At 63.1% G+C, this 20,745-nt stretch carries 22 protein-coding genes; 11 read left to right on the forward strand and 11 right to left on the reverse strand.

The window, feature by feature from the left end; genetic code table 11:
• Positions 1-24 precede the first annotated feature (24 nt).
• Together GC127_RS05170 and GC127_RS05175 are read left to right on the forward strand one after the other, a co-directional pair.
• Positions 25-1,098, forward strand: a complete 1,074-nt coding sequence (locus GC127_RS05170) for a BMP family ABC transporter substrate-binding protein (RefSeq protein WP_081507507.1) — start codon at positions 25-27, stop codon at positions 1,096-1,098.
• A gap of 163 nt (positions 1,099-1,261) precedes the next feature.
• Positions 1,262-2,101 carry a hypothetical protein gene (locus GC127_RS05175; protein ID WP_151977093.1) on the forward strand — a complete coding sequence of 280 codons (840 nt, stop codon included), beginning with the start codon at positions 1,262-1,264 and terminating at the stop codon, positions 2,099-2,101.
• Here the strand turns inward: GC127_RS05175 and GC127_RS05180 are convergent.
• Together GC127_RS05180 and GC127_RS05185 are read right to left on the reverse strand one after the other, a co-directional pair.
• On the reverse strand, positions 2,098-2,847 hold the full coding sequence (locus GC127_RS05180; RefSeq protein WP_037296766.1) for a phosphatidylcholine/phosphatidylserine synthase: 750 nt from the start codon (positions 2,845-2,847) through the stop codon (positions 2,098-2,100). The genes GC127_RS05175 and GC127_RS05180 overlap by 4 nt on opposite strands.
• Positions 2,844-3,506: a phosphatidylserine decarboxylase gene (locus GC127_RS05185; RefSeq protein ID WP_008279464.1), complete on the reverse strand. Its 663-nt coding sequence runs from the start codon at positions 3,504-3,506 to the stop codon at positions 2,844-2,846. The genes GC127_RS05180 and GC127_RS05185 overlap by 4 nt, the downstream gene beginning before the upstream one ends.
• Positions 3,507-3,621: 115 nt before the next feature.
• On the opposite strand from GC127_RS05185, the gene GC127_RS05190 reads away from it, so the two are divergent.
• The 4 genes from GC127_RS05190 (at position 3,622) to GC127_RS05205 (ending at position 6,447) form a co-directional block, all read left to right on the forward strand.
• Positions 3,622-4,557 carry an aldo/keto reductase gene (locus GC127_RS05190; RefSeq protein WP_037296976.1) on the forward strand — a complete coding sequence of 312 codons (936 nt, stop codon included), beginning with the start codon at positions 3,622-3,624 and terminating at the stop codon, positions 4,555-4,557.
• 4 nt (positions 4,558-4,561) lie between these two features.
• Positions 4,562-5,218: a DUF938 domain-containing protein gene (locus GC127_RS05195; RefSeq protein ID WP_151977095.1), complete on the forward strand. Its 657-nt coding sequence runs from the start codon at positions 4,562-4,564 to the stop codon at positions 5,216-5,218.
• Between the two features lie 70 nt (positions 5,219-5,288).
• Positions 5,289-5,630, forward strand: coding sequence for a carboxymuconolactone decarboxylase family protein (locus GC127_RS05200; protein ID WP_037296980.1), 342 nt, complete (start codon positions 5,289-5,291; stop codon positions 5,628-5,630).
• A gap of 76 nt (positions 5,631-5,706) precedes the next feature.
• Positions 5,707-6,447 (forward strand): GH25 family lysozyme, encoded by a 741-nt coding sequence (locus GC127_RS05205; RefSeq protein WP_151977097.1) that lies wholly within the window; start codon positions 5,707-5,709, stop codon positions 6,445-6,447.
• A gap of 29 nt (positions 6,448-6,476) precedes the next feature.
• On the opposite strand, the gene GC127_RS05210 is transcribed toward GC127_RS05205, so the two are convergent.
• Positions 6,477-8,984: an FAD-dependent oxidoreductase gene (locus GC127_RS05210; protein WP_151977099.1), complete on the reverse strand. Its 2,508-nt coding sequence runs from the start codon at positions 8,982-8,984 to the stop codon at positions 6,477-6,479.
• Positions 8,985-9,178: 194 nt separating this feature from the next.
• Here GC127_RS05210 and panB point away from each other — a divergent pair, with 194 nt between their 5' ends.
• Together panB and panC are read left to right on the forward strand one after the other, a co-directional pair.
• Positions 9,179-10,006, forward strand: a complete 828-nt coding sequence (gene panB / locus GC127_RS05215) for a 3-methyl-2-oxobutanoate hydroxymethyltransferase (protein ID WP_151977101.1) — start codon at positions 9,179-9,181, stop codon at positions 10,004-10,006.
• The gene (gene panC / locus GC127_RS05220; protein WP_151977103.1) at positions 10,003-10,851 is read left to right on the forward strand and encodes a pantoate--beta-alanine ligase; all 849 of its coding nucleotides are present in this window, start codon (positions 10,003-10,005) and stop codon (positions 10,849-10,851) included. The genes panB and panC overlap by 4 nt, the downstream gene beginning before the upstream one ends.
• An 81-nt stretch (positions 10,852-10,932) precedes the next feature.
• Here the strand turns inward: panC and GC127_RS05225 are convergent, their stop codons facing one another.
• The 5 genes from GC127_RS05225 to GC127_RS05245 form a co-directional block, all read right to left on the reverse strand.
• Complete coding sequence (locus GC127_RS05225; protein WP_151977105.1) at positions 10,933-12,213, reverse strand: acetylornithine deacetylase/succinyl-diaminopimelate desuccinylase family protein; 1,281 nt, start codon at positions 12,211-12,213, stop codon at positions 10,933-10,935.
• Positions 12,210-13,175 (reverse strand): nitronate monooxygenase family protein, encoded by a 966-nt coding sequence (locus GC127_RS05230; protein WP_151977107.1) that lies wholly within the window; start codon positions 13,173-13,175, stop codon positions 12,210-12,212. Before GC127_RS05230 ends, GC127_RS05225 begins: the two co-directional genes overlap by 4 nt.
• 27 nt (positions 13,176-13,202) lie before the next feature.
• Positions 13,203-13,859: a phosphoglycolate phosphatase gene (gene gph / locus GC127_RS05235; RefSeq protein WP_081507500.1), complete on the reverse strand. Its 657-nt coding sequence runs from the start codon at positions 13,857-13,859 to the stop codon at positions 13,203-13,205.
• Positions 13,856-14,557 (reverse strand): ribulose-phosphate 3-epimerase, encoded by a 702-nt coding sequence (rpe, locus tag GC127_RS05240; protein ID WP_151977109.1) that lies wholly within the window; start codon positions 14,555-14,557, stop codon positions 13,856-13,858. The genes gph and rpe overlap by 4 nt, the downstream gene beginning before the upstream one ends.
• Positions 14,558-14,620: 63 nt before the next feature.
• Entirely contained in the window at positions 14,621-15,475 is an 855-nt protein-coding gene (locus tag GC127_RS05245) for a zinc-ribbon domain-containing protein (protein WP_151977111.1), read from the reverse strand.
• Between the two features lie 162 nt (positions 15,476-15,637).
• Here GC127_RS05245 and GC127_RS05250 point away from each other — a divergent pair, with 162 nt between their 5' ends.
• Genes GC127_RS05250 through GC127_RS05260 form a run of 3 tightly spaced genes read left to right on the forward strand, consistent with a single transcriptional unit; the run spans position 15,638 to position 17,960 of the window.
• A complete protein-coding gene (locus GC127_RS05250) occupies positions 15,638-16,315 on the forward strand; it encodes a cell division ATP-binding protein FtsE (protein WP_037296773.1) in 678 nt (225 codons plus the stop codon).
• Positions 16,312-17,217: an ABC transporter permease gene (locus GC127_RS05255; RefSeq protein WP_151977113.1), complete on the forward strand. Its 906-nt coding sequence runs from the start codon at positions 16,312-16,314 to the stop codon at positions 17,215-17,217. The genes GC127_RS05250 and GC127_RS05255 overlap by 4 nt, the downstream gene beginning before the upstream one ends.
• Positions 17,214-17,960, forward strand: coding sequence for a 1-acyl-sn-glycerol-3-phosphate acyltransferase (locus GC127_RS05260; protein WP_151977115.1), 747 nt, complete (start codon positions 17,214-17,216; stop codon positions 17,958-17,960). Before GC127_RS05255 ends, GC127_RS05260 begins: the two co-directional genes overlap by 4 nt.
• Positions 17,961-17,987: 27 nt before the next feature.
• Here the strand turns inward: GC127_RS05260 and GC127_RS05265 are convergent, their stop codons facing one another.
• From GC127_RS05265 to GC127_RS05275, 3 genes are all read right to left on the reverse strand, one after another.
• On the reverse strand, positions 17,988-18,791 hold the full coding sequence (locus tag GC127_RS05265; RefSeq protein ID WP_199861203.1) for a glycosyltransferase family 2 protein: 804 nt from the start codon (positions 18,789-18,791) through the stop codon (positions 17,988-17,990).
• 13 nt (positions 18,792-18,804) lie between these two features.
• Positions 18,805-20,193 (reverse strand): dihydrolipoyl dehydrogenase, encoded by a 1,389-nt coding sequence (gene lpdA / locus GC127_RS05270; RefSeq protein ID WP_151977119.1) that lies wholly within the window; start codon positions 20,191-20,193, stop codon positions 18,805-18,807.
• A 142-nt stretch (positions 20,194-20,335) separates the two neighbouring features.
• Positions 20,336-20,731 carry an MAPEG family protein gene (locus GC127_RS05275; RefSeq protein ID WP_151977121.1) on the reverse strand — a complete coding sequence of 132 codons (396 nt, stop codon included), beginning with the start codon at positions 20,729-20,731 and terminating at the stop codon, positions 20,336-20,338.
• Between the last annotated feature and the right edge of the window lie 14 nt (positions 20,732-20,745).

Genomic DNA, 20,745 nt, shown 5'->3' on the forward strand with positions numbered 1-20,745 from the left:
TAGATCACAACAGGGAGATCCCGAATGAAACTCACGCATCTACTGACCTCAGCCGCCTTGGCGCTTGGTCTGGCAAGCGCCGCCGTGGCGCAGGACAAGACCAAGATCGGCTTTATCTACGTTGGCCCCATCGGCGATGGCGGCTGGACCTATGAGCATGACAAAGGCAGGCTCGCGGTTGAGGCGCATTTCGGCGATGCCGTCGAAACCGTCTATCAAGAAAGCGTGCCCGAGGGCGCCGATGCCGAACGCGCCATCACGCAAATGGCGCTGCAAGGGGCGGATCTGATCTTTACCACCTCGTTTGGCTTTATGGAGCCGACGCTGGCGGTGGCCGAAAAGTTCCCCAATGTGAAATTCGAACACGCCACCGGCTACAAGACCCTGCCCAATGTCTCGACCTATTCCGCCCGTTTCTACGAGGGGCGCGCGGTGCAGGGCCATATCGCGGGCAAGATGACCAAATCGAATATCGTGGGCTACATCGCCTCTTATCCGATCCCAGAGGTCATTCGCGGCATCAACTCGGCCTATATTCACGCGAAAAAGGTCAACCCCGATGTCGAGTTCAAGATCATCTGGGCCTACACTTGGTTTGACCCCGCAAAAGAGGCAGACGCCGCCACTGCCCTGATCGAGCAGGGCGCGGACGTGATCCTGCAACATACCGATTCCACCGCGCCGCAGGCCGCTGCCGAAAAGGCGGGCAATGTCGTGACCTTTGGACAGGCGTCGGATATGGCCGAATACGCCCCCTTCCCGCGCGTGTCGTCGATCATTGACAATTGGGCCCCCTATTACATTGACCGCACGCAGGCGGTGATTGATGGCACCTGGGAGAGCACGCAGACATGGGACGGCATCGGGCCGGGCATGGTCGGCATTGGCGAGATTTCCGATGCGGTGCCTGCGGATGTTAAGGCAGAGGCGCTGGCCCTCAAGGCCGCCATGGCGGACGGCAGCTATCACCCGTTCACCGGGCCGCTGAAAAAGCAGGACGGGTCGGATTGGCTGGCCGAGGGCGAGGTTGCCGATGACGGCACGCTCTTGGGCATGGATTTCTATGTCGAAGGGCTGACCGGAGAGATCCCCAACTAAGCCGAATTGACAGGGTTTGAAAAACGACAGCCGCCGGGGAACCGGCGGCTGTTTGTTTGTACACCGCAGGCCTGGAGCACGACATCACCGCCGGTCGGTTTCAGAACAGACGCGCGCGCCGCAGGCCATACTCTTGGGCAAACGCACCGCCAGGAGACTGCCCATGGGCCCCCCCGACACCTTGATTGATCTTGCCCGCTACCCGGTCCACCAAACGGGGCCCGCGCGCGACATCATCCTAGACCGCGTCCGCGCCGATCTTGGCCGCGATGGCTGTGCGGTGCTCAAAGGGTTCCTTACCCCGGCGGGGGTGGAGATCCTGCGTGCGCAGGCTGAGAGCGTCGCCCACAGGGCCTTTCGCTCCTTTAATCGCACCAATCCCTATTTCACCAAGGACGACCCGAGCCTGCCCGCGCACGATCCGCGTCGGCGGTTTTTCGAGCGCTCCAACAGCTTTATTCCGGCGGATAACTTTCCGCCCGCAAGCCCGCTGCGCGCGCTTTATGAATATCCAGCGCTGAGCGTCTTTATTCAGGACTGTCTGGAGGAAGAGAATTTCTATCCCTACGCCGATCCGCTGGCCGATGTGATCGTGAATGCCGCCGACGAAGGCAATGGATTTCCATGGCATTTCGACACCAATAATTTCACCGTCACCATCGCCATTCAGAATGCCGAAGAGGGGGGCGCGTTTGAATATGCGCCCAATATCCGCGCCGGGGGCGAGAATTTTGCCGAGGTGGAAAAGGTGCTGGATGGCACCTCTGACACGGTCAGAACGCTTGTGCTGGAACCGGGCGATCTTCAGATTTTCCGGGGTCGCTATTCGCTCCACCGGGTCGCCCCCTTGCGCGGCAAGACCCCGCGTTACGTCGCGATCCTGTCCTATGTGGAAGAGCCGGGAATGGTCGGCACGCCTGAACGCTGTCGCCAGCTCTACGGGCGCACCTTGCCGATCCATCACGAGCGCGCAGGTCAGAGGGCCGACGCCTATCTCGATTAACCCTCGTTGGGGTACCAGAAGAGCGCCGCCCAGATCACCATGCCGACATAGGCCAGACACATCACGATCAACGCCGCCCAAGTAAAGATCACCAGCGCCGCGGCGACACAGGCAAAGGCCAAGAGGAAGAACTTGACGTTCTCGCGCGAGATGCGGGTTTTCTTGAACGACCAGATCGGCACCGGCGAAATCATCAGAAGGCCGACACCGGCCATATAAAGCCCGGTGAGGAACGCAGGCGGCGGGGACATATCCGGCAGGGCAAAGGTCACGAACATCGGCAGCATCGCCAAAAGCGCGCCTGCGGGCGAGGGCAGGCCTTGGAAATAGGCCCCCGATCCGCCCTTGCCGCCCTCTTCGCGCGCACTGACATTGAACCGCGCCAGACGCATGACGCAGCACACGGCAAAGAAGAGAACCGCAATCCAGCCTGCTTGTCGTGCGTCCTGAAGGCCCCAATAGTAGATCACCAGCGGGGCCGCGACGCCGAAATTCACGAAATCCGCGAGCGAATCAAGCTCGGCGCCCATCGCGCTTGAACTGCGCAAGAGCCGCGCCAAACGCCCATCCAGCCCGTCCAGCACCCCGGCGATCAGCAGGAGTTGCACGGCGCGCACATAATCCCCCTGCACGCCCAGCCGGATCGCCGTGACCCCGGCACAGATCGCGGCAACGGTCAGCATATTTGGCAAAAGCTGTGCGAGCGTGACCTCGCGGCGCGCTGGCGGCTCTGGCTCTGGTGTCACTGGCCCAACTCCGCGATCACGGTTTCCCCTGCCACCATGGTTTGTCCCACGCGCACGCTTGGGACCACACCTTCGGGCAGATAAATATCAAGCCGAGACCCAAAGCGGATAAGGCCAAAGCGCTCACCACGCCCAAGGGCATCCCCCGGTTTTACGAAACACACGATCCGCCGCGCCACCAGCCCCGCGATCTGCACGACCGGCAAGAGCCGCCCATCGGCCATTTCGATCACCACGCCATTGCGCTCGTTATCCGCGCTGGCCTTGTCGAGCGACGCATTGAAGAACTTGCCGGGGCGATAGGCAACCGCGCTGACCCGCCCGGCGACTGGCGCACGGTTCACATGGCAGTTGAACACGCTCATGAACACGCTGACGCGCGTGAGCGGCGTGGCGGGCAGGCCCAGTTCGGCAGGCGGCACCGCCGGTTCGATCAGCGACACCATGCCGTCGGCGGGGCTGATGATCAGACCGGGGCGTTCGGGGGTCACACGCTCTGGGTCACGAAAGAAATAATAACACCAGACCGTGAGGCCCACACCGATCCAGCCCAAAACATCCCAGAGCATGAAAAGCCCAAAGGTGATCAGCGCAAAGATCGCCACGAACTTGCGCCCCTCCGGATGCATCGGCTTGATGAAGGTTTCATGCATTTTCATGCGCGGGCACTCCTTGCGGCAGGTTCAGGTCTCTTTCTATCCGCCTAAGCTCATGCCTCTCAACATGCAAGGTGACAGCTTTTCTTTGCTGCTTGCGCGTGGCACTCTGTGCACCATGAGAACAGTGATCACCTCCCCCGATGGAACCCCGGCCAGCCGCTTTGCCTTTGGCACCATGCAATTCGGCGATGCCGCTGATGAAGCCGCCTCGCGCGCGATGTTCGATGCGTGCCTTGCGGCGGGCATTACGCATTTCGACACGGCGCATCTTTACACCGATGGGGCGGCGGAAACGCTTTTGGGCCAATTCGCCGCACCGCACCGCGACCGGCTGACGATTGCCACCAAGGCCGGATATTCCGGCGGGGCGGGGCGGGCAAATATCCTCGCGCAGTTCGACATTTCCCGCCAACGTCTTGGTATGGACAAGGTCGAGATCCTCTATCTTCATCGCTTTGATCCCGACACGCCCCTCGAAGAAACCTTGGAAACCTTTGCCGATTTGCGCGCGCGCGGGCAGATCGACCATGTCGGCCTGTCGAATTTCGCCGCTTGGCAGGTGATGAAGGCCGCGTGCATCGCGGCGCGGTTTGATCTGACGATTTCGATCCTGCAACCGATGTATAGCCTTATCAAGCGGCAGGCCGAGGTTGAAATCCTGCCGATGGCCGCCTCTGAAGGGATGGTGGTGGCGGGGTATTCGCCGTTGGCCGGTGGGTTGCTCACCGGCAAATATGCACGTGGCGAAACCGGGCGGCTCACGGGCAATGAACGCTACGCCGTGCGCTATGGTCAGGGCTGGATGCAAGAGGCCGCCGTTCACCTGAGCCAGATCGCGCAAGAGCTGGGCACCGATCCCGCGACCCTTGCGGTGGCATGGGCAGCACAGCACCCGGCGCGGCCTGTGCCAATCATTTCCGGGCGCTCTGCCGCGCAGATTGCGCCGTCGCTGGCCGCTCTGGAATTCGATATGGACGCGGCGCTCTATGCGCGGATGGCCGCGCTCAGCCCGGCCCCGCCCCCCGCCACTGACCGCACCGAAGAGGCCTGAGCCGATGGAGCAACGCCCCCTGCCGCCCACGGCGTCGATCGCACATGCGGGCGACGGGGCCAAACTGCACGCGCCTTCTGCCGAACGCAACGCAGCAGCCATCACCGAGGCGCTTGCCTCGATTGCCCCCGCAACAGGCCGTGCGCTTGAGATTGCAAGCGGCACGGGGCAGCATATCGTGGGCTTTGCCCGCGCGATGCCTGGCCTTGACTGGCAACCAACCGAGATTGACCCCGCGCGGCGCGCCAGTATCAACGCCTGGGCGGCAGAGGCCGGGTTGCCCAATCTGCGCGCCGCCCTGCCCCTGAACGCCACCCAAGCCGGTTGGGGCGCAGAGCACGGCAACCGCGCCCTGATCGTGCTGATCAACCTTTTGCACCTCATCTCGACACCCGAGGCGCAAACGCTGGTGCAAGAGGGGGCCGATGCCCTCGCCCCCGGCGGGCGCTTTGCCCTTTACGGGCCGTTCCTGCGGTCAGGCGAGGCCACCTCCGAGGGTGACGCCCGGTTTCATGCCAGCCTCATCGCGCAGGACCCCGCCATCGGCTACAAGGATCTGGAAGAGGTCCAGCATTGGCTGCGCGACGCGGGGCTCATCCTGATCGAAAGCCGTGCGATGCCTGCCAACAATGTGCTGCTGATTGCTGAGCGTTCCGCCTGATCTGGATCAAGGCCACGAGAGGCGCAGCATGGTTTCTGCCGAGGCAGAGACAGGTATGGAGATCCCGCAAATGCGTTGGCCAGACAAGATCGACACCACCCGACAGGAATTGCGCGCGCTGAATGCGCTTATCCCCGACACCGCCCGCGCCTTTGGCGGCTTGGGCAAGGCCGTCAAGGAAGGCGGCACGCTTGAGTTCAAGGTCAAGGAATTCGTGGCCCTCGGCATTGCGGTCGCCACCAAATGCGAACCCTGCATCGCCCTGCATATGGAGGCGCTTATTCGCACTGGGGCCACCCGCGAAGAGGTGGGCGATGTGCTGGCCATGTCAATCCAGATGGGCGGCGGCCCGGCGATGATGTATGCCGCCAAGGCGCTCGCCTGTTACGATGAATTGGCGGAAAAAGGGTAGGCCGTACAAAAACGGCTGACCGGGCGGCAGTCTTTGCGTTAGGCTCGAAACAGGTATCACTGTAACGGGTTTTCAGATGCTGCGTCCTCTTTTACTCTGCCTCGCCCTCATATGCGGGCCCGCTCTGGCCACCGAGCGGTATGGCGATTATGCCCCGGTCGATTTCGGCCCGCGCGGGCCGTCTAGCTATCCGGTGCATGGCCTTGATGTGGCCCGGTTCCAGAACGAAATCGACTGGCGGCGCGTGGCGCTTTCGGGTGTGGCCTTTGCCTTTATCAAGGCGACCGAGGGCGGCGATCTCAAGGACGCGCAATTCGACCGCAACTGGCAATTGGCGGCGCGCGAGGGCATCCCGCGCGGGGCCTATCATTTCTACTATTTCTGCACCCCGCCCGAGGTGCAGGCGCAATGGTTCATCCAGAATGTGCCACGTCGGGGCCGCGCGTTGCCGCCCGTGCTTGACATGGAGTGGAACCCGTTTTCCCCCACCTGCGTGGTGCGCCCACCGGGGGCAGAGGTGCGCAGGCAAGCGCAGATTTTCCTTGATATCGTCGAGCGGTATTACGGCCAACGCCCGATCATCTACACCACGCCGGAATTCTACGAACAAACCGGCATTGGGCAGATCGAGGGGGTGGAATTCTGGCTGCGCGCGGTGGCGAAGACGCCCGATCAGGTCTACCCCGGCAAACGCTGGACCTTTTGGCAATATACCGGCACGGGCATCGTGCCGGGGGTCGAGGGCGGCGTCGATATCAACGTCTTTGCCGGGTCAGAGAGGCAGTGGAAAGACTGGCTGGGCACGCATTGGAAATAGGGGCACCAATTGGTGCCCCCTATTCCGCCTCACCCATCCTTGCGGATGGTCTCGTTCTTGGGGTCATAGGGGCTGTCGCAGGTCACGACCGCATCCCAAAGCTGATCGAGCATCTTGACCTTGAGCTTGGTGCCCTCAACCGCCTGTTCAGGTTTGACATAGCCCATACCGATGGATTTCCCGAAGGCCACCGAATAGCCACCCGAGGTCAGGCGACCAACCCGCTCGCCTTCGGGCGTATAGAGCACCTCACGCCCCCAGGGATCGGCATCGGCGGGCCCGTCGATCAGAAGCGTGCAGCATTTCACGCGCACGCCGGTCTCGACCATCCGGGCCTTGCCGCGGAAGTCCTTGTCCAGATCGACAAAGCGCGGCAGATCGGCCTCGAGCGGGGTCGCGTCACGGCCTAGCTCGTTGCCAAAGGCGCGATAGCTTTTCTCTTGCCGCAGCCAGTTCTGCGCGCGCGCGCCGACCAGCTTCATCCCATACTTCTCGCCAGCCTTTTCCAGCAGGTCGAAAAGGTAGTTTTGCATCTCGATCGGATGATGCAATTCCCAGCCCAATTCGCCGGTATAGGCCACGCGGATGGCATTGACCGGGCACATGCCCAGTTCGATGCGCTGCGCCGAAAGCCACGGGAACCGCTTGTTGCTCAGCGCAGTTGCCGGATCGGCATCCTTGATGACCGCGTTCAGCACGTCGCGCGATTTCGGCCCGGCGATGGCAAAGACACCCCATTGGGTGGTCACGTCCTGAATCTCGATATAGCCGAATTCGCCCGCCATATCCTCGGCCGATTTACGCAGATAATCGGCGTCATACTCGGTCCAGGCCCCGGCAGAGACGAGGTAATATTCATGCTCTTTGAGGCGCACGATGGTGTATTCCGTACGCGTTGTGCCATGATCGGTCAGCGCATAGGTCAGGTTGATGCGGCCCACTTTTGGCAGCTTGTTGCAGGTGAACCAATCGAGGAACGCGGTCGCCCCCGGCCCTTTGACCATATGCTTGGAAAACGCCGTGGCGTCGATCAGGCCTACGCCTTCACGGATCGCGCGCGCCTCTTCCACTGCATATTGCCACCAGCCGCCCCGGCGGAAGCTGCGCGCGTCATGGTCAAAATTTTCCGGCGCGTCGAGTGGCCCGTAATAGTTGGGGCGTTCCCAGCCATTGACGAACCCGAACTGCGCGCCGCGCTTCTTTTGCCGGTCATAGGCGGGCGAGGTGCGCAGCGGGCGGCACGCGGGGCGCTCTTCATCCGGGTGGTGCAGGATATAGACGTGATCGTAGCATTCTTCGTTCTTGCGCGCGGCAAACTCGGTCGTCATCCAGTTTGAGGAATAGCGCTTGGGATCAAGGCTTGCCATGTCGATCTCGGCCTCGCCATTCACCATCAACTGCGCAAGGTAATAGCCCGTGCCGCCCGCAGCGGTAATGCCAAAGCTAAAGCCCTCGGCCAGCCACATGTTGCGCAGCCCCGGTGCGGGACCGACCAGCGGGTTGCCATCGGGCGTATAGCAGATCGGACCGTTGAAATCGTCCTTGAGGCCCGATTCCTCGCAGGACGGGATGCGGTGGATCATCGCCATATACTGTTCTTCGATCCGCTCCAGCGCCAGCGGGAAGAGATCAGCACGGAAACTGTCCGGCACGCCATATTCAAAGCAGGCGGGCGCGTTTTTCTCATAAACACCCAGAATCCAGCCGCCGCGCTCTTCGCGCACATAGCTTTGCGCATCGGCGTCGCGCACGACGGGGTGTTCTTTGCCGCCCTGTCTGCGGAATTCGACCAGCGCCGGGTCCTGATCCATCACGACGAACTGATGCTCGACGGGGATTGCCGGGATCTTGATGCCCAGCTTCTTGGCGGTGGTTTGCGCATGGTTGCCGCTCGCCGTCACGACATGCTCGGCGGTGATCACGATCTGCTCGTCCGAGGGCACTAGATTGCCGCCCTTTTCCACCATCTTGGTGCAGGTCACCTCCCACGCGGTGCCGGTCCAGTGGAACGCATCCGCCTGCCACTTGCGCTCGATCATCACGCCGCGCTGACGCGCCCCCTTGGCCATGGCCTGCGTCACATCGGCGGGGTTAATATAGCCGTCGGTGTTGTGATAAAGCGCACCCTTGAGGTCGGACGTATTAATCAACGGCCAGCGTTCTTTGATCTCGTCGGGGGTCAGCCACTGATAGGGCACGCCGCAGGTTTCGGCGGTCGAGGCATAGAGCATATACTCGTCCATCCGCTCGTCGGTCTGCGCCATGCGCAGGTTCCCCACGACGGCAAAGCCCGCATTCAGCCCGGTCTCGGCCTCCAGCGTCTTGTAGAACTCCACCGAATATTTGTGGATATGCGTGGTGGCAAAGGACATGTTGAAGAGCGGCAGCAATCCCGCCGCATGCCAGGTCGAGCCAGAGGTCAGCTCGTCCCGCTCCAGCAGCATGACATCCTCCCACCCGGCCTTGGCCAGATGATAGGCAATCGAGGTGCCAACGGCACCGCCGCCAACGACGAGGGCTTTGACCTGGGTTTTCATGACGAGCGACTCCCTTAGGGTGACTTGAGTTGGGGCGATGTTTATCAATCCTGCCAATTCGCGCGCAGCCCATCCGACGCAACGCCGCACGAAAGCGACGTCGCGCCGGATCGTATGCGAAAACAGAGGTGTGGATTTCTCTGGCGAGGATTGATAGCGTGCGCCGCAATGCAGAAATGACCGGAATTCAGCCTATGAGCGCCACTGCCAACAAGACCGCCCCCCTGCCGGAGGATATCCGCGCGATGAAAGGCGGCACGCCCATCGTCAGCCTCACGGCCTATACAACACCGATGGCGCGAATGATGGACGCCGACTGTGATTTCGTGCTGGTGGGCGACAGCGTGGGCATGGTGGTGCATGGCCTGCCCTCGACCCTCGGTGTCACGATGGAGATGATGATCCTGCACGGTCAGGCGGTGGCACGCGGCCTGAGCCATGCCATGCTGGTGATCGACATGCCCTTTGGCTCGTACGAGGAAAGCCCGGAACAGGCGTTCCGTAATGCCGCGCGCATCATGCGCGAAACGGGGGCTGCGGCGGTCAAGCTCGAAGGTGGGCGGCACATGGCCGACACCATCGCCTTTCTCGTGGCGCGTGGCGTGCCGGTGATGGCGCATATCGGCCTTACCCCGCAGTCCATCAACACGCTTGGCGGTTATAAGGTGCAGGGGCGCGGCGATGCCGCCGAGACGCTCTTGGCCGATGCCCGCGCCGTCAGCGCGGCAGGGGCCTTTTCGGTGGTGCTGGAAAAGGTCACAGCCACGCTGGCCGACCGGATCACCGCTGAAATCCCCATTCCCACCATCGGCATCGGTGCCTCGGTGGGCTGCGACGGGCAAATCCTCGTGGTCGATGACATGCTGGGGCTTTTCACCGCCTTCAAACCGAAATTCGTCAAGCGCTACGCCAGCTTGGGCGCAGAGGGAGAGGCGGCTATTGCCGCCTATGCCGCCGAGGTGCGCGCCCGGACATTCCCCGCGCCCGAACATACCTTTGCCGACAAGGCCCCGCGCGGATGAGCGCGCCCATTCTGCGCGACCTTGACGCGCTGCGTGCCGCCACCCGGCCTTGGATTCTTGCGGGCGAGACGATTGGCGTCGTGCCCACCATGGGCGCGCTGCATGACGGGCATCTGTCACTCGCAGCGGCAGCCAAGGCCATCTGCGACCGGGTGATCGTGACTATCTTTGTCAATCCCAAGCAGTTCAACAATCCCGAAGACCTCAAGAACTATCCCCGCACCGAGACCGAGGATGCGCGCAAGCTGGAACGCTTTGCGGTAGACGCCCTCTGGGTGCCGGAGGGCGATCAGATGTATCCGCCACATTTCGCCACCACCGTCTCTGTCGCGGGCCTCACCGATGTGATGGAGGGTGTCTATCGACCGGGCCATTTCGACGGGATGGCCACTGTCGTGACCAAGCTTTTTACCCAGACGGCGGCCACCGACGCCTTTTTCGGCGAAAAAGACTATCAGCAACTGATGGTCGTGCGCCGGATGGCGGCGGATCTCGATATTCCGATCACTGTGCATGGCTGCCCGACGATCCGGGAAATCGACGGTCTGGCTATGTCCTCACGCAACCTTTTGCTGTCGGACCGCGCCCGCACCACGGCCCCCGTGCTGCATGAGGTGATGGAGCAGATCGCCGACGGGCTGCGCGCCGGCACCGATTTCCAAGCGCTGCACACCAAGGCCGTGGCGCGGCTGGAACGTGCGGGCTTTACCGGGATCGATTACCTTGATCTGCGCGCGCAGGACGATCTATCGGCCTTGGCGGCCCCCACGCGCCCGGCCCGTCTCTTTGCGGCCGCATGGCTTGCGGGCGTGCGCCTGATCGACAATATCGCGATCGGAAGCTGAGCGGTTTCACCGGTGTCTAAACCCTCAAAGTCCGGCGCCCGCAACACGCGCCGCTCTTTGAGTATTTGCTGAACAGCGAACTCAAACCCCCAGCAACTCTGCAAGGGCAAGCGCCATCACGCGTGCCGAGTGTTCCATATCGTCGATCCCCACATATTCATCCGGCTTATGCGCCAGATCGAGGATGCCCGGACCATAGGCGATGCAGTTCTTCAGCCGCCCGATCCGGTCGATATGTTTCTGGTCATAGGTGCCGGGGCTGACCACGTAATCGGCGGCATGGCCGAACACCTGATCCACCGCCCGCGCCACCGCCCCCACCACCGGCGCATCGCGGTCAGTCATTGTGGGCAGGACGCGGTGCAATTCCCGGATTGTATAGTCAAACCCCGGCCTGCCTTGGCGCAACGCCTCTAACAGGTCGCGAATTTCTGTTTCGACCGCGCCGATATCCTCTTCGATCAGGAATCGCCGGTCGATCACCATCCGGCAACGGTCGGGCACGCAAGGGCTGGGCAGGCCGGTGTAATCGGCGTCTTGCTCTGGCTCTCCGCCATGGATGGAATTGATGTTGAGCGTCGATTGCCGCGCGCCCTCGGGAACCACGGGCATCTCGGTGCGCCGGGCCGCCAGTGCCGGGAAAAGCTGTTCCTCCATCCGCGCGATGACCGCGCCCATGTGGCGCACGGCGCAATCCCCCAGAAAGGGCATAGAGCCATGGGCAATCTCGCCGTGGGTCTCGATCTCGGCCCACCAGACACCGCGATGCCCAAGGCAAATCCGATCCTTGCCCAAAGGTTCCGGAATGATGACGTGATCCACCCGGCCGGGGCTGAAATAGCCACGCTCGGCCAGATAGGCCACGCCGCCAAAGCCGCCCGATTCCTCATCCGCCGTGCCGCTGATCTCGATGGCCCCGGCGTAATCGGGACAGGTGGCGATGAACGCCTCTGCCGCGATGATGCTTGCCGCAAGTCCGCCCTTCATGTCACAGGCGCCCCGACCATAGATTTTCCCGTCGATCACCGCCCCGCCAAAGGGGTCCACGCTCCAGCCATGGCCGACCTCGACCACGTCGATATGGCTGTTGAAATGCACGCAAGCGCCGGGGCGCGCGCCCTCACGCCGCGCCACGATGTTCCAACGTGGGTGCCGGTCACTGTCGCCGGGGGCCCCTGTGGCGCGGATCAATTCGGTCGTGAACCCCGATGTACGCAAACGACGGTCGAGATAATCACAAATCTCGCGATAATTCTCGCCCGGCGGATTGCGCGTCGGAATACGGATCAGGTCTTGGGTCAGCGCGATCAGGTCGGCGCGCCGCGCAGCGATTTCTTGGCGCAGGCGATCTGGCAGGGTCATTGTGCCCAGCCCGGCGCGCGCCGGAACAGCGCTTCGGCATCCTCGACCATGCGTGCGATGATCTCGGCCACCGGGGGGCGGTCATGGATCAACCCCGTCGCCTCGCCGACAAAGGTATTGGCGCGGTCAGGATCACCCGCTGCCCAGCCCGTCGCCCAATCGGCACGCGCAGGCCCATCCTTGCGCAAACCGTCGGGATCATCATGCCACCGCTCTGTCACCGCATTGCGCAGCACCCGCGCCGTATAACGCGCGGGCCACCGCAGATCGCGCGCGGCATCCATCACCGTGGAGCGGATCGTCTGATCGCCGGTGGCGGCAATCGCAGCATCGGTCATCGCCTCAGACACCTGCGCCTCGGCAGAGGCCCAGAGGCGTGAGCCGATCAGAGCGCCCTCTGCCCCCAGCATGAGGGCGGCAGCCAATCCCCGCCCGTCGGCAATGCCCCCCGCCGCCACGAGCAGCACCTCGGGGGCGTGAACCGCCAGCCAATCGGCCACCTCGGGCACCAGTGTGATCGTGCCGCGCCGCTCGCCATGGCCCCCGGCCTCGGCCCCCTGCGCCACGATCACCTGCGCGCCGCAGTCCGCAGCGCGCTGCGCGTCACGCAGGGTCTGAACCTGACAGACAAGCGGCACGCCAGCATCGGCAATCCGTGGCGCAAAGGGGGCCGGATCGCCAAACGACAGGCAGAGCGCCGCCGGTTTGCGCGCCAGAACCTGATCCAGAACAGCCGGATTCTCGGCCATTTTCCACGTGATGAACCCGCATCCCACCCGCGCATTCCCAGCCTCGGCAAAGGCGCTATCCAGCCAGTCGGCCTTGCCATAACCGCCACCGATCAGGCCCAACCCGCCCGCATGGGTCACAGCCGCCGCAAGCCGCCCCCCGGCCGCAAAGGCCATTGGCGCGCAAAGAATGGGATGGGTCAGGCCAAAGGCCTCGGTCAAACGGGTTCGCATGGGGCGAGTATGCCCGCGCAATCCCCCTCAGGACAAGAGGTCTGTGATCAGCCCCGGCAGGTCGGTGAAATCCGAAAACGCCCGGTCATGGGTGATCCGCTCGACCGGCCCTTTGCGATAGCCCTCGGTGTACAGAACAAAAGGCACGCCCGCCCGCGCTGCGGTTTCCGCATCAACCTCGCTATCGCCGACAAAAACCATGTCCCGCGCACCAAGCGCTGCGGCGGTGGCCTGAAGCGGGGCCGGGTCCGGCTTGCGCACGGTCAGGCTGTCACCCCCGATGATCACCGGGAAATAGCCATCCAGCCCCAGATGCGCCAAGACTGCATGAGCAGGACCTTTGGGCTTGTTGGTGCAGAGGCCAAGGGCAAGATCGGCCCCCGCCAGCCCATCGAGTGCGCCCATGACACCCGGATAAACCTGTGTCAGGGTCACGGCGGTTTCGTAATCGGCGATGAACTCTTCGATCATTCGGGCGCGCAGCGCGCCATCCCCTGCCCGCCCGCGCGCCGTCAGGCAACAGGTGATGAAATGCGGCACGCCGCTGCCGATAAAGCTGCGGGTTTCGTCGGGCGTGAACGCCGCAAACCCATGCTGTGCCATCAGGCGGTTGGCGGCGGCATGGATATCCGGCGCGCTGTCGATCAGTGTGCCGTCGAGATCAAAAATGACCGCACGGCTCATGCCATGGCACCGGTCGCCGCCTCTGCCGCGCGACGGATCGCGCGGATATTCTCGCCATAGACGCCCGGATTGTCGACGCTGCCGCCCTTGAACACCGCAGAGCCCGCCACCAGCACATCGGCCCCTGCCGCCGCCATCAGGGGGGCGGTTTCCGTGGTGATGCCACCGTCAATCTCGATATGGATGGGTCGGTCGCCAATCATCGCGCGCAGGCGTTTGACTTTGTCGATCTGGCTATGGATGAACTTTTGCCCGCCAAAGCCGGGGTTTACCGTCATCACACAAATGAGATCCACCATATCAAGCAGATGCTCAACCGCGTCGATCCCCGTGCCGGGATTAAGCGCCAGACCCGCCTTGCATCCAGCCCCACGAATGGCCTGCAAAGTGCGGTGGATATGCGGCCCCGCCTCAAGATGCGCGGTCAGCACATCAGCCCCCGCCTGTGCAAAGGCGTCGATATAGGGATCGACCGGCGAGATCATCAGATGCACGTCCATCACCGTCTTGATATGCGGGCGAATGGCAGCGCAGAGCGGCGGACCAAAGGTCAGATTGGGCACGAAATGCCCGTCCATCACATCGACATGCACCCAATCACAGCCCTCGGCCTCGATGGCGCGGATTTCAGCGCCAAAGTTGGCGAAATCCGCCGATAGGATGGACGGGGCGATCTTGATCGAACGAGTAAAGCTCATGGTAGGTCTCCACTAGGGCGCATGCACGGGACATGCGCCGCCCATAGCCAGAGGTCAAGACCCCTAGAACCAGCCCCCGACCAACTGATCAAGCCAAACCCGCGCCATATTGACCGCGCTGACGTATTGCGTCAGCGGTGCCTCGGCGGCGGGAATGGATGCGGCCAGACGCGGCGCCAGAGCATAGACAAGCGCCGCCAAGCCAAAGGTAATGATCGCCAGCCGAAAGCCGCTGCGAAAACCGCCACGCCCAACCGGCAATTCGATATCCTCGGGCATCGGGCTTTGCGCGGGGTCTGCGCGGTCGCCGGTCGAGGTGAGCGACGAGTTGATCTCTTCGATATCAGGCAAGAGATTGCGCCGGGATGAGGGATCTATGCTGGCATGGGCATCGGGCATCTCGGGCGCGGCCGGTGCCGAAGGGCCAGAGGTGCCGCGCAGACGCTCCATCCGGGCACGGGCCTGACGGGTGCGTTCATCCTCGGTCAACTCCGGCTCTGTCAGGCCAAGGTCGGGCTGCATTTCAATGCCACCCGGCGCGCTGCGTACCTGGCGCTCGCGCTCTGCCTCTTGCCTCAGGATATCGGCAACGCCCGGATCAATGCCACGCCGCGCAGGACGGGCGGGCGCGGGCTCTGGCTCTGCAAAATCTTCGTCCAACAGATCGTCGTCGTACTCGTCGTCCTCATAGGGCGCGTCGGATAGGTCCTCAGTGACCGGCGGCGCGGGGGGCGGCACATCTTCCTCACGCGGCGGAGGCCCCAGATCATCGTCGCCCGAGGCGTCGGGCGCATGCGACGCATGATGCTGAAACCACGTGTCCCCGCAGTTGGAGCATTGCACATCGCGCCCGCTCAACGGGATCACTTCGTCGGGCACCTCGTATTGTGCGCCGCAATTCGGGCAAATCAGCCTCATTCTGCCACCTGCTTCTTGCCGCCGTTGTCCGGCCCCTCTCGTTAGCCGTCAGCATAGGCGGTTCGCGGCTTTCGGAAAAGGCCAAAGCGAATCACGCGCAGGATCATTGCACATGTGTGGCCTCTGGGGCATTTAGGGGCTGTGAGTGACAAGGGGACAGCCGTGATCGAGCTGGAAAATGTGGCCTATAGTTATGGTGGCGGGGAATTGCTGGCAGATGTATCGCTGGCGCTCAGCCCCGGTTCGTTTCATTTCCTGACCGGACCGTCGGGATCGGGCAAAACGACGCTGCTCAAGCTGTGTTATGGGGCGCTTGTGCCCACGGCGGGACAGGTGCGCCTGTTCGGACAGGAACGGCGCACGATGGAGCGCGACGATATCGCGATGATACGGCGACGGATCGGCGTGGTGCATCAGGATTGCCAGTTTCTCGATCATCTGAGCGTGTCCGAAAACATCGCCTTGCCACTGGCCGTATCGGGGCGTGATCTTTTGGCTGAGGATGCCAATCTGCGCGAATTGACCGGCTGGGTCGGTCTTAAGGAACGCGCCAATGCCCTGCCGCCGGAATTGTCGGGGGGCGAACGCCAGCGCGCCGCCCTTGCGCGCGCGGTCATCATGTCGCCCGATGTGGTGCTGGCGGATGAACCGACCGGCAATGTCGATTGGGAAATGTCGCAGCGCCTCTTGCGCCTGTTGATCGAGCTGAACCGGATGGGCAAGACGATCCTGATCGCCACCCACGACCTTGCCCTCATCCGCGCCGCCAAAAGCCATGTTCAGGCCCGCGTCCTGCGGATTGCATCGCGCAAGCTGCAATTGGCGGGGGCGGATCTATGAAGCTCGATCTTACGCAGGTCAAGACCCTGCTGCGCAGCGATGGACAGGCCGACCGCGTGGTGCCGCCGACCGGCTTTACCGCTTGGCTCACGCTGTTCAGCGCGGGCGTCATGGCCTTTCTCGCAGTTTTCGCCCTTGCCTTGTCACTGGCAACCGGGCGGCTGGCGGATCGCTGGGGCGACGAGTTGGCGCGCACAGCAACGGTGCGGATTTCGGCCCCCGAAGGCCAGATGGCAGCGCAGACCGCAGCGGCGCTGCGCGTGCTTGAAACCACCGCCGGGGTGGACCGTGCCCGCGCCCTCAGCGATGAAGAGCAGGCGGCGCTTTTAGCACCGTGGTTTGGCCCCGGCTTGCCTATTTCCGATCTTCCGATCCCACGCCTGATCGAAGTGATCGAAACCTCCGATGGGTTTGACGCCGAGGGCCTGCGCCTGCGCCTGAGCGCCGAGGTGCCGGGGGCCATGCTCGACGATCACACCCGCTGGCGGCAACCTCTGGTGCGCGCGGCCAGCCGGTTGCGCCTCTTGGGGTGGGTGTCGCTGATCCTGATCGGGGCGGCGGTCGGGGCGATGATCACGCTGGCGGCCAACGCAGCCCTTGCAGCCAATGCGCAGGTGATCAGCGTGCTACGCCTTGTGGGCGCGCAGGATACCTATATCGCCCATGCCTTCGTGCGTCGTTTCACGCTTCGGGCACTCAGCGGGGCCTGCGTCGGCGTGGTTCTGGGCTGCGGCGCGATCCTGCTTTTACCCAGTGCGCAGATTGAGGGCGGTTTTTTGACGGGTCTCGGATTTCAGGGCTGGCACTGGGTCTGGCCCTTGATCATTCCGCTGCTGGCGGCCTCTGTGGCCTTTCTTGCCACCCGGCTTGCCGCGCAGCGTACCTTGAAGGATATGCCATGAGGTTTGCCGTTCAATGGGTGCGGTCGCTGCTCTTTGTGACGCAGATGTATGTGATGCTGCCCGTGGTCGGGCTGGTTTACATGCCCGCCGCGATTGTCAGCCGCAAGGGGGCTCTGGCTGGATGCAAGGCCTATTGCCGCTGGGTCCGTTGGACCGCGGCCTGGATGGTGGGCCTGCGCACCGAAGTGCGCGGCACGCCGCCGGATGGCCAAGTTTTGATCGCCTCAAAACATCAATCCTTTCTCGATATTCTGTTGATTTTCAGCGAATTGCCCACTGGCCGCTTCATCATGAAGCGCGAAATTCTCTGGACGCCGGTGATCGGCCTTTACGGAATGCGGATCGGCTGTGTGGCTGTGGATCGCGGCAAGCGGGGCGCTGCGATCAAGAAGATGGTCGAGGATGTGGCGCGCGGGGCGCAGACCCCCGGCCAGTTGATCATCTACGCCCAAGGCACGCGCGTGGCACCGGGGGTCAAAATGCCCTACAAGATCGGCACTGCCGTGCTTTATGAGCAGATGGGAGTGTCCTGTGTGCCCGCCGCGACCAATGTCGGCGTGTTCTGGCCCAAGCGCGGCATTTATCGCAAGCCGGGGCTGGCGGTGGTGGAATTCCTGCCTCCTATCCCGCAGGGTCTGGACCGCAACAGCTTTATGGCGCGGCTGGAGCACGATATCGAAGGTGCGTCAAACGCGCTGATGCGCGAGGCGGGATTTGATCCAGAACAGCCCGCGCGCAAGTAAGGCGTTCCGGGTCGGCGCGCCCAACCCCTAGACCGCCAACCGGGACTTCATGAATTGGTAAAAGAACTCGGCCTTGCCCGCCTGCGCATAGGCCCGGTTGAGGCGCGACTTGGCCTCAAAGGCGTGGTGCGCGGCGCGGCCATGCTGCGGCGCAATCCGGGTGCGCCCCGTCTCGATCGCGCGCATATGGTCGCGGTACGCCTGTTCAACCCGGCGGGCAAAGGCGGCCTGCGCCGTGGCACTCTGCGCGCTGAGATGCAGATTATAGCTGGTTTGGCCCAAGGGCGCGCGCCCGCCGACCAGCGAGAGGATTTCCATGGCGTGTAGCACATCCTGCGCCGGCCGATTGCGAAACGGTCCCACCAACCCGCGCCGCGCTACCGGATGAAAACTGGCCCCCGTGCGCCCCAGATCGGCAAAGCCAAGGGCGGTCTGCCCCCCGCCGGGCAAATGCAACAGCGCCTCAGTCCCAAGCAGAATACGGGTCCGCCCAAAGGCGGCCCCATGCGACCGGGCCAAGGGCAGAAGTGTCCCCAGATAGCCCGGCTCCCATGTGTCATCCGCATCGAGAAAGGCAATCACCTGCGCCTTTGACGCCGCGATAGCACGATTGCGCGCAGGGCCCGCCCCGGTGGCCATGTGATGCGTGGCGCAGCGGGTGATGCGCAGCCCCAGATCAGGCAGATCGTCATAGCCCTGCCCATCATCCGGGGCGATCACTACCTCTATACGCTCTGGCGGCAGGCCAGAGGCCGCGATGGAGGCAAGGGCGGCGGGCAAACTGCCGCCCGCCTGAAAAGCGGGGATGACGACCGAAACGAGGGGCGTCATCGCGCCGCCCCGCTCACGCGTGGATCGCCCCATCGCCGCAAGCAAGTGCCGCTTCGCGCACCGCCTCGGAATAGGTGGGATGCGCGTGGCAGGTGAGTGCCAGATCCTGCGCCGAGGCCCCGAATTCCATCGCCACGCAAATCTCGTGGATGAGATCCCCCGCCGCTGGCCCGATGATATGCGCGCCCAAGATGCGGTCCGTTTCCTTGTCGGCGAGGATTTTCACAAAACCATCGCCCGCAAAAACCGCCTTGGCGCGGCCATTGCCCATGAACGAGAATTTGCCAACCTTATAGGCACACCCTTGGTCTTTAAGGCTTTCTTCGGTTGCGCCGACATTGGCAACCTCGGGGTGCGTGTAGATCACGCCGGGAATGACGCCGTAATTCACATGCCCATGCTTGCCCGCCAGCACCTCGGCCACGGCCATGCCCTCATCCTCGGCCTTGTGGGCCAGCATCGGGCCTTCGATGGCGTCGCCGATGGCATAGATGCCCTTGACCGAGGTCTGCCAATGGTCATCGGTGGCAATCTGGCCGCGCTTGGTCATCTCGACACCCAGATCGGCCAGCCCCAGCCCGTCGGTATAGGGTTTGCGGCCCGTAGCCAGCAGAACGGTGTCGGCATCCAACTGATGCGCGCTGTCGTCCTTGCGCAGCTTGTAATGCACCTTGGCCTTGGTCTTGAGCGTCTCGACCGATTGCACGGCGGCCCCCATGACAAAGTTAATCCCTTGTTTCTTCAGTATTCTCTGGAAGGTCTTTTGCACTTCAGCATCCATGCCGGGGGTGATCGCGTCAAGATATTCAACGACTGTCACCTCGGCCCCAAGACGGGCATAGACCGACCCCATTTCAAGCCCAATCACACCTGCCCCGATCACCACCAGCGATTTCGGGATCTTGCCCAGTTCCAGCGCGCCGGTGGAGGTGACAACGATCTTTTCATCAACCTCGACACCCGGCAGCGAGGCAGGCACAGAGCCAGAGGCGATGACGATATGCTTGGCCTCGTGGACATCATCACCCACCTTCACCTTGCCCGCCTCGGGGATCGAGCCCCAGCCCTTGAGCCAGTCTACCTTGTTCTTTTTGAACAGAAATTCGATGCCCTTGGTATTCTGGCCGATGACGTCATCCTTATAGGCCAGCATCTGTTTCCAATCGACCGAGGGGGACTTGCCCTTGAGGCCCATGGCGGCGAAATTATGCTCGGCCTCGTGCAGCATGTGGCTGGCGTGCAAAAGCGCCTTGGAGGGGATGCAGCCCACGTTGAGACAGGTGCCGCCCAAAGTGGCCCGCCCCTCGACCACGGCGGTTTTCAGCCCCAGTTGCGCGCAGCGGATGGCACAGACATAGCCGCCGGGGCCGGCGCCGATGATGATTACGTCGTAAGAGGCCATGGGTCAGATCCTTTCGTTTTGCGCGGCGGGGCCGCGTCGGTATTCTATCGGTCTTGCGTCAGTGCGGGCCGGGCAGAGAGGGGGCGCTGCCCCCGTCGCGCTGCGCGCGCCTCCCCCGAGGTATTTTGAGCCAGATGAAACATCATAAGACCGCCGCCAGCAGCATGAGCAGCGTGGCCCCAAAGCCCACCGCCCAAATGAGCGAGCGCCACGGGCGCAGGCCGAAATAATAGGCGGGAATATAGGCCACACGGGCGGCAAGGTAGGTATAGGCGCAGGCGGCGGTGAGGGGGCTCGATGTTGCACCGAGCGTGACGACCACAACCGCGATGGTAAAGAGGATCAGCCCCTCGAAATGGTTGGAAAGCGCGCGGCCAAGGCGCGCGGTTTTCGGCGAGAGTTGTTTGGACGGCTCGCGGTCGCGCGCGGACATGGTGTAGCCCGGCCCAAGCTCGAGATTGGCCGGGATGGCGTAAAGCACGAATTGCACGGCTTGCAGCAGGGCGGCGAGGGCGAGGGCGGTGAGTTCGGGGGTCATGAAGAGCCTCATGT

This window comes from Roseovarius sp. EC-HK134 (assembly GCF_902498815.1).
GTDB classification, from domain to species: Bacteria; Pseudomonadota; Alphaproteobacteria; order Rhodobacterales; family Rhodobacteraceae; genus Roseovarius; species Roseovarius mucosus_A.

Bases quoted from the DNA above. Each gene is read 5' to 3' on its own strand.
- GC127_RS05170 (WP_081507507.1), top strand. From the start codon at position 25: ATGAAACTCACGCATCTACTGACCTCAGCCGCCTTGGCGCTTGGTCTG.
- GC127_RS05175 (WP_151977093.1), top strand. From the start codon at position 1,262: ATGGGCCCCCCCGACACCTTGATTGATCTTGCCCGCTACCCGGTCCAC.
- GC127_RS05185 (WP_008279464.1), bottom strand. From the start codon at position 3,506: ATGAAAATGCATGAAACCTTCATCAAGCCGATGCATCCGGAGGGGCGC.
- GC127_RS05190 (WP_037296976.1), top strand. From the start codon at position 3,622: ATGAGAACAGTGATCACCTCCCCCGATGGAACCCCGGCCAGCCGCTTT.
- GC127_RS05195 (WP_151977095.1), top strand. From the start codon at position 4,562: ATGGAGCAACGCCCCCTGCCGCCCACGGCGTCGATCGCACATGCGGGC.
- GC127_RS05200 (WP_037296980.1), top strand. From the start codon at position 5,289: ATGCGTTGGCCAGACAAGATCGACACCACCCGACAGGAATTGCGCGCG.
- GC127_RS05205 (WP_151977097.1), top strand. From the start codon at position 5,707: ATGCTGCGTCCTCTTTTACTCTGCCTCGCCCTCATATGCGGGCCCGCT.
- GC127_RS05210 (WP_151977099.1), bottom strand. From the start codon at position 8,984: ATGAAAACCCAGGTCAAAGCCCTCGTCGTTGGCGGCGGTGCCGTTGGC.
- panB (WP_151977101.1), top strand. From the start codon at position 9,179: ATGAGCGCCACTGCCAACAAGACCGCCCCCCTGCCGGAGGATATCCGC.
- panC (WP_151977103.1), top strand. From the start codon at position 10,003: ATGAGCGCGCCCATTCTGCGCGACCTTGACGCGCTGCGTGCCGCCACC.
- GC127_RS05225 (WP_151977105.1), bottom strand. From the start codon at position 12,213: ATGACCCTGCCAGATCGCCTGCGCCAAGAAATCGCTGCGCGGCGCGCC.
- GC127_RS05230 (WP_151977107.1), bottom strand. From the start codon at position 13,175: ATGCGAACCCGTTTGACCGAGGCCTTTGGCCTGACCCATCCCATTCTT.
- gph (WP_081507500.1), bottom strand. From the start codon at position 13,859: ATGAGCCGTGCGGTCATTTTTGATCTCGACGGCACACTGATCGACAGC.
- rpe (WP_151977109.1), bottom strand. From the start codon at position 14,557: ATGAGCTTTACTCGTTCGATCAAGATCGCCCCGTCCATCCTATCGGCG.
- GC127_RS05245 (WP_151977111.1), bottom strand. From the start codon at position 15,475: ATGAGGCTGATTTGCCCGAATTGCGGCGCACAATACGAGGTGCCCGAC.
- GC127_RS05255 (WP_151977113.1), top strand. From the start codon at position 16,312: ATGAAGCTCGATCTTACGCAGGTCAAGACCCTGCTGCGCAGCGATGGA.
- GC127_RS05260 (WP_151977115.1), top strand. From the start codon at position 17,214: ATGAGGTTTGCCGTTCAATGGGTGCGGTCGCTGCTCTTTGTGACGCAG.
- GC127_RS05265 (WP_199861203.1), bottom strand. From the start codon at position 18,791: ATGACGCCCCTCGTTTCGGTCGTCATCCCCGCTTTTCAGGCGGGCGGC.
- lpdA (WP_151977119.1), bottom strand. From the start codon at position 20,193: ATGGCCTCTTACGACGTAATCATCATCGGCGCCGGCCCCGGCGGCTAT.
- GC127_RS05275 (WP_151977121.1), bottom strand. From the start codon at position 20,731: ATGACCCCCGAACTCACCGCCCTCGCCCTCGCCGCCCTGCTGCAAGCC.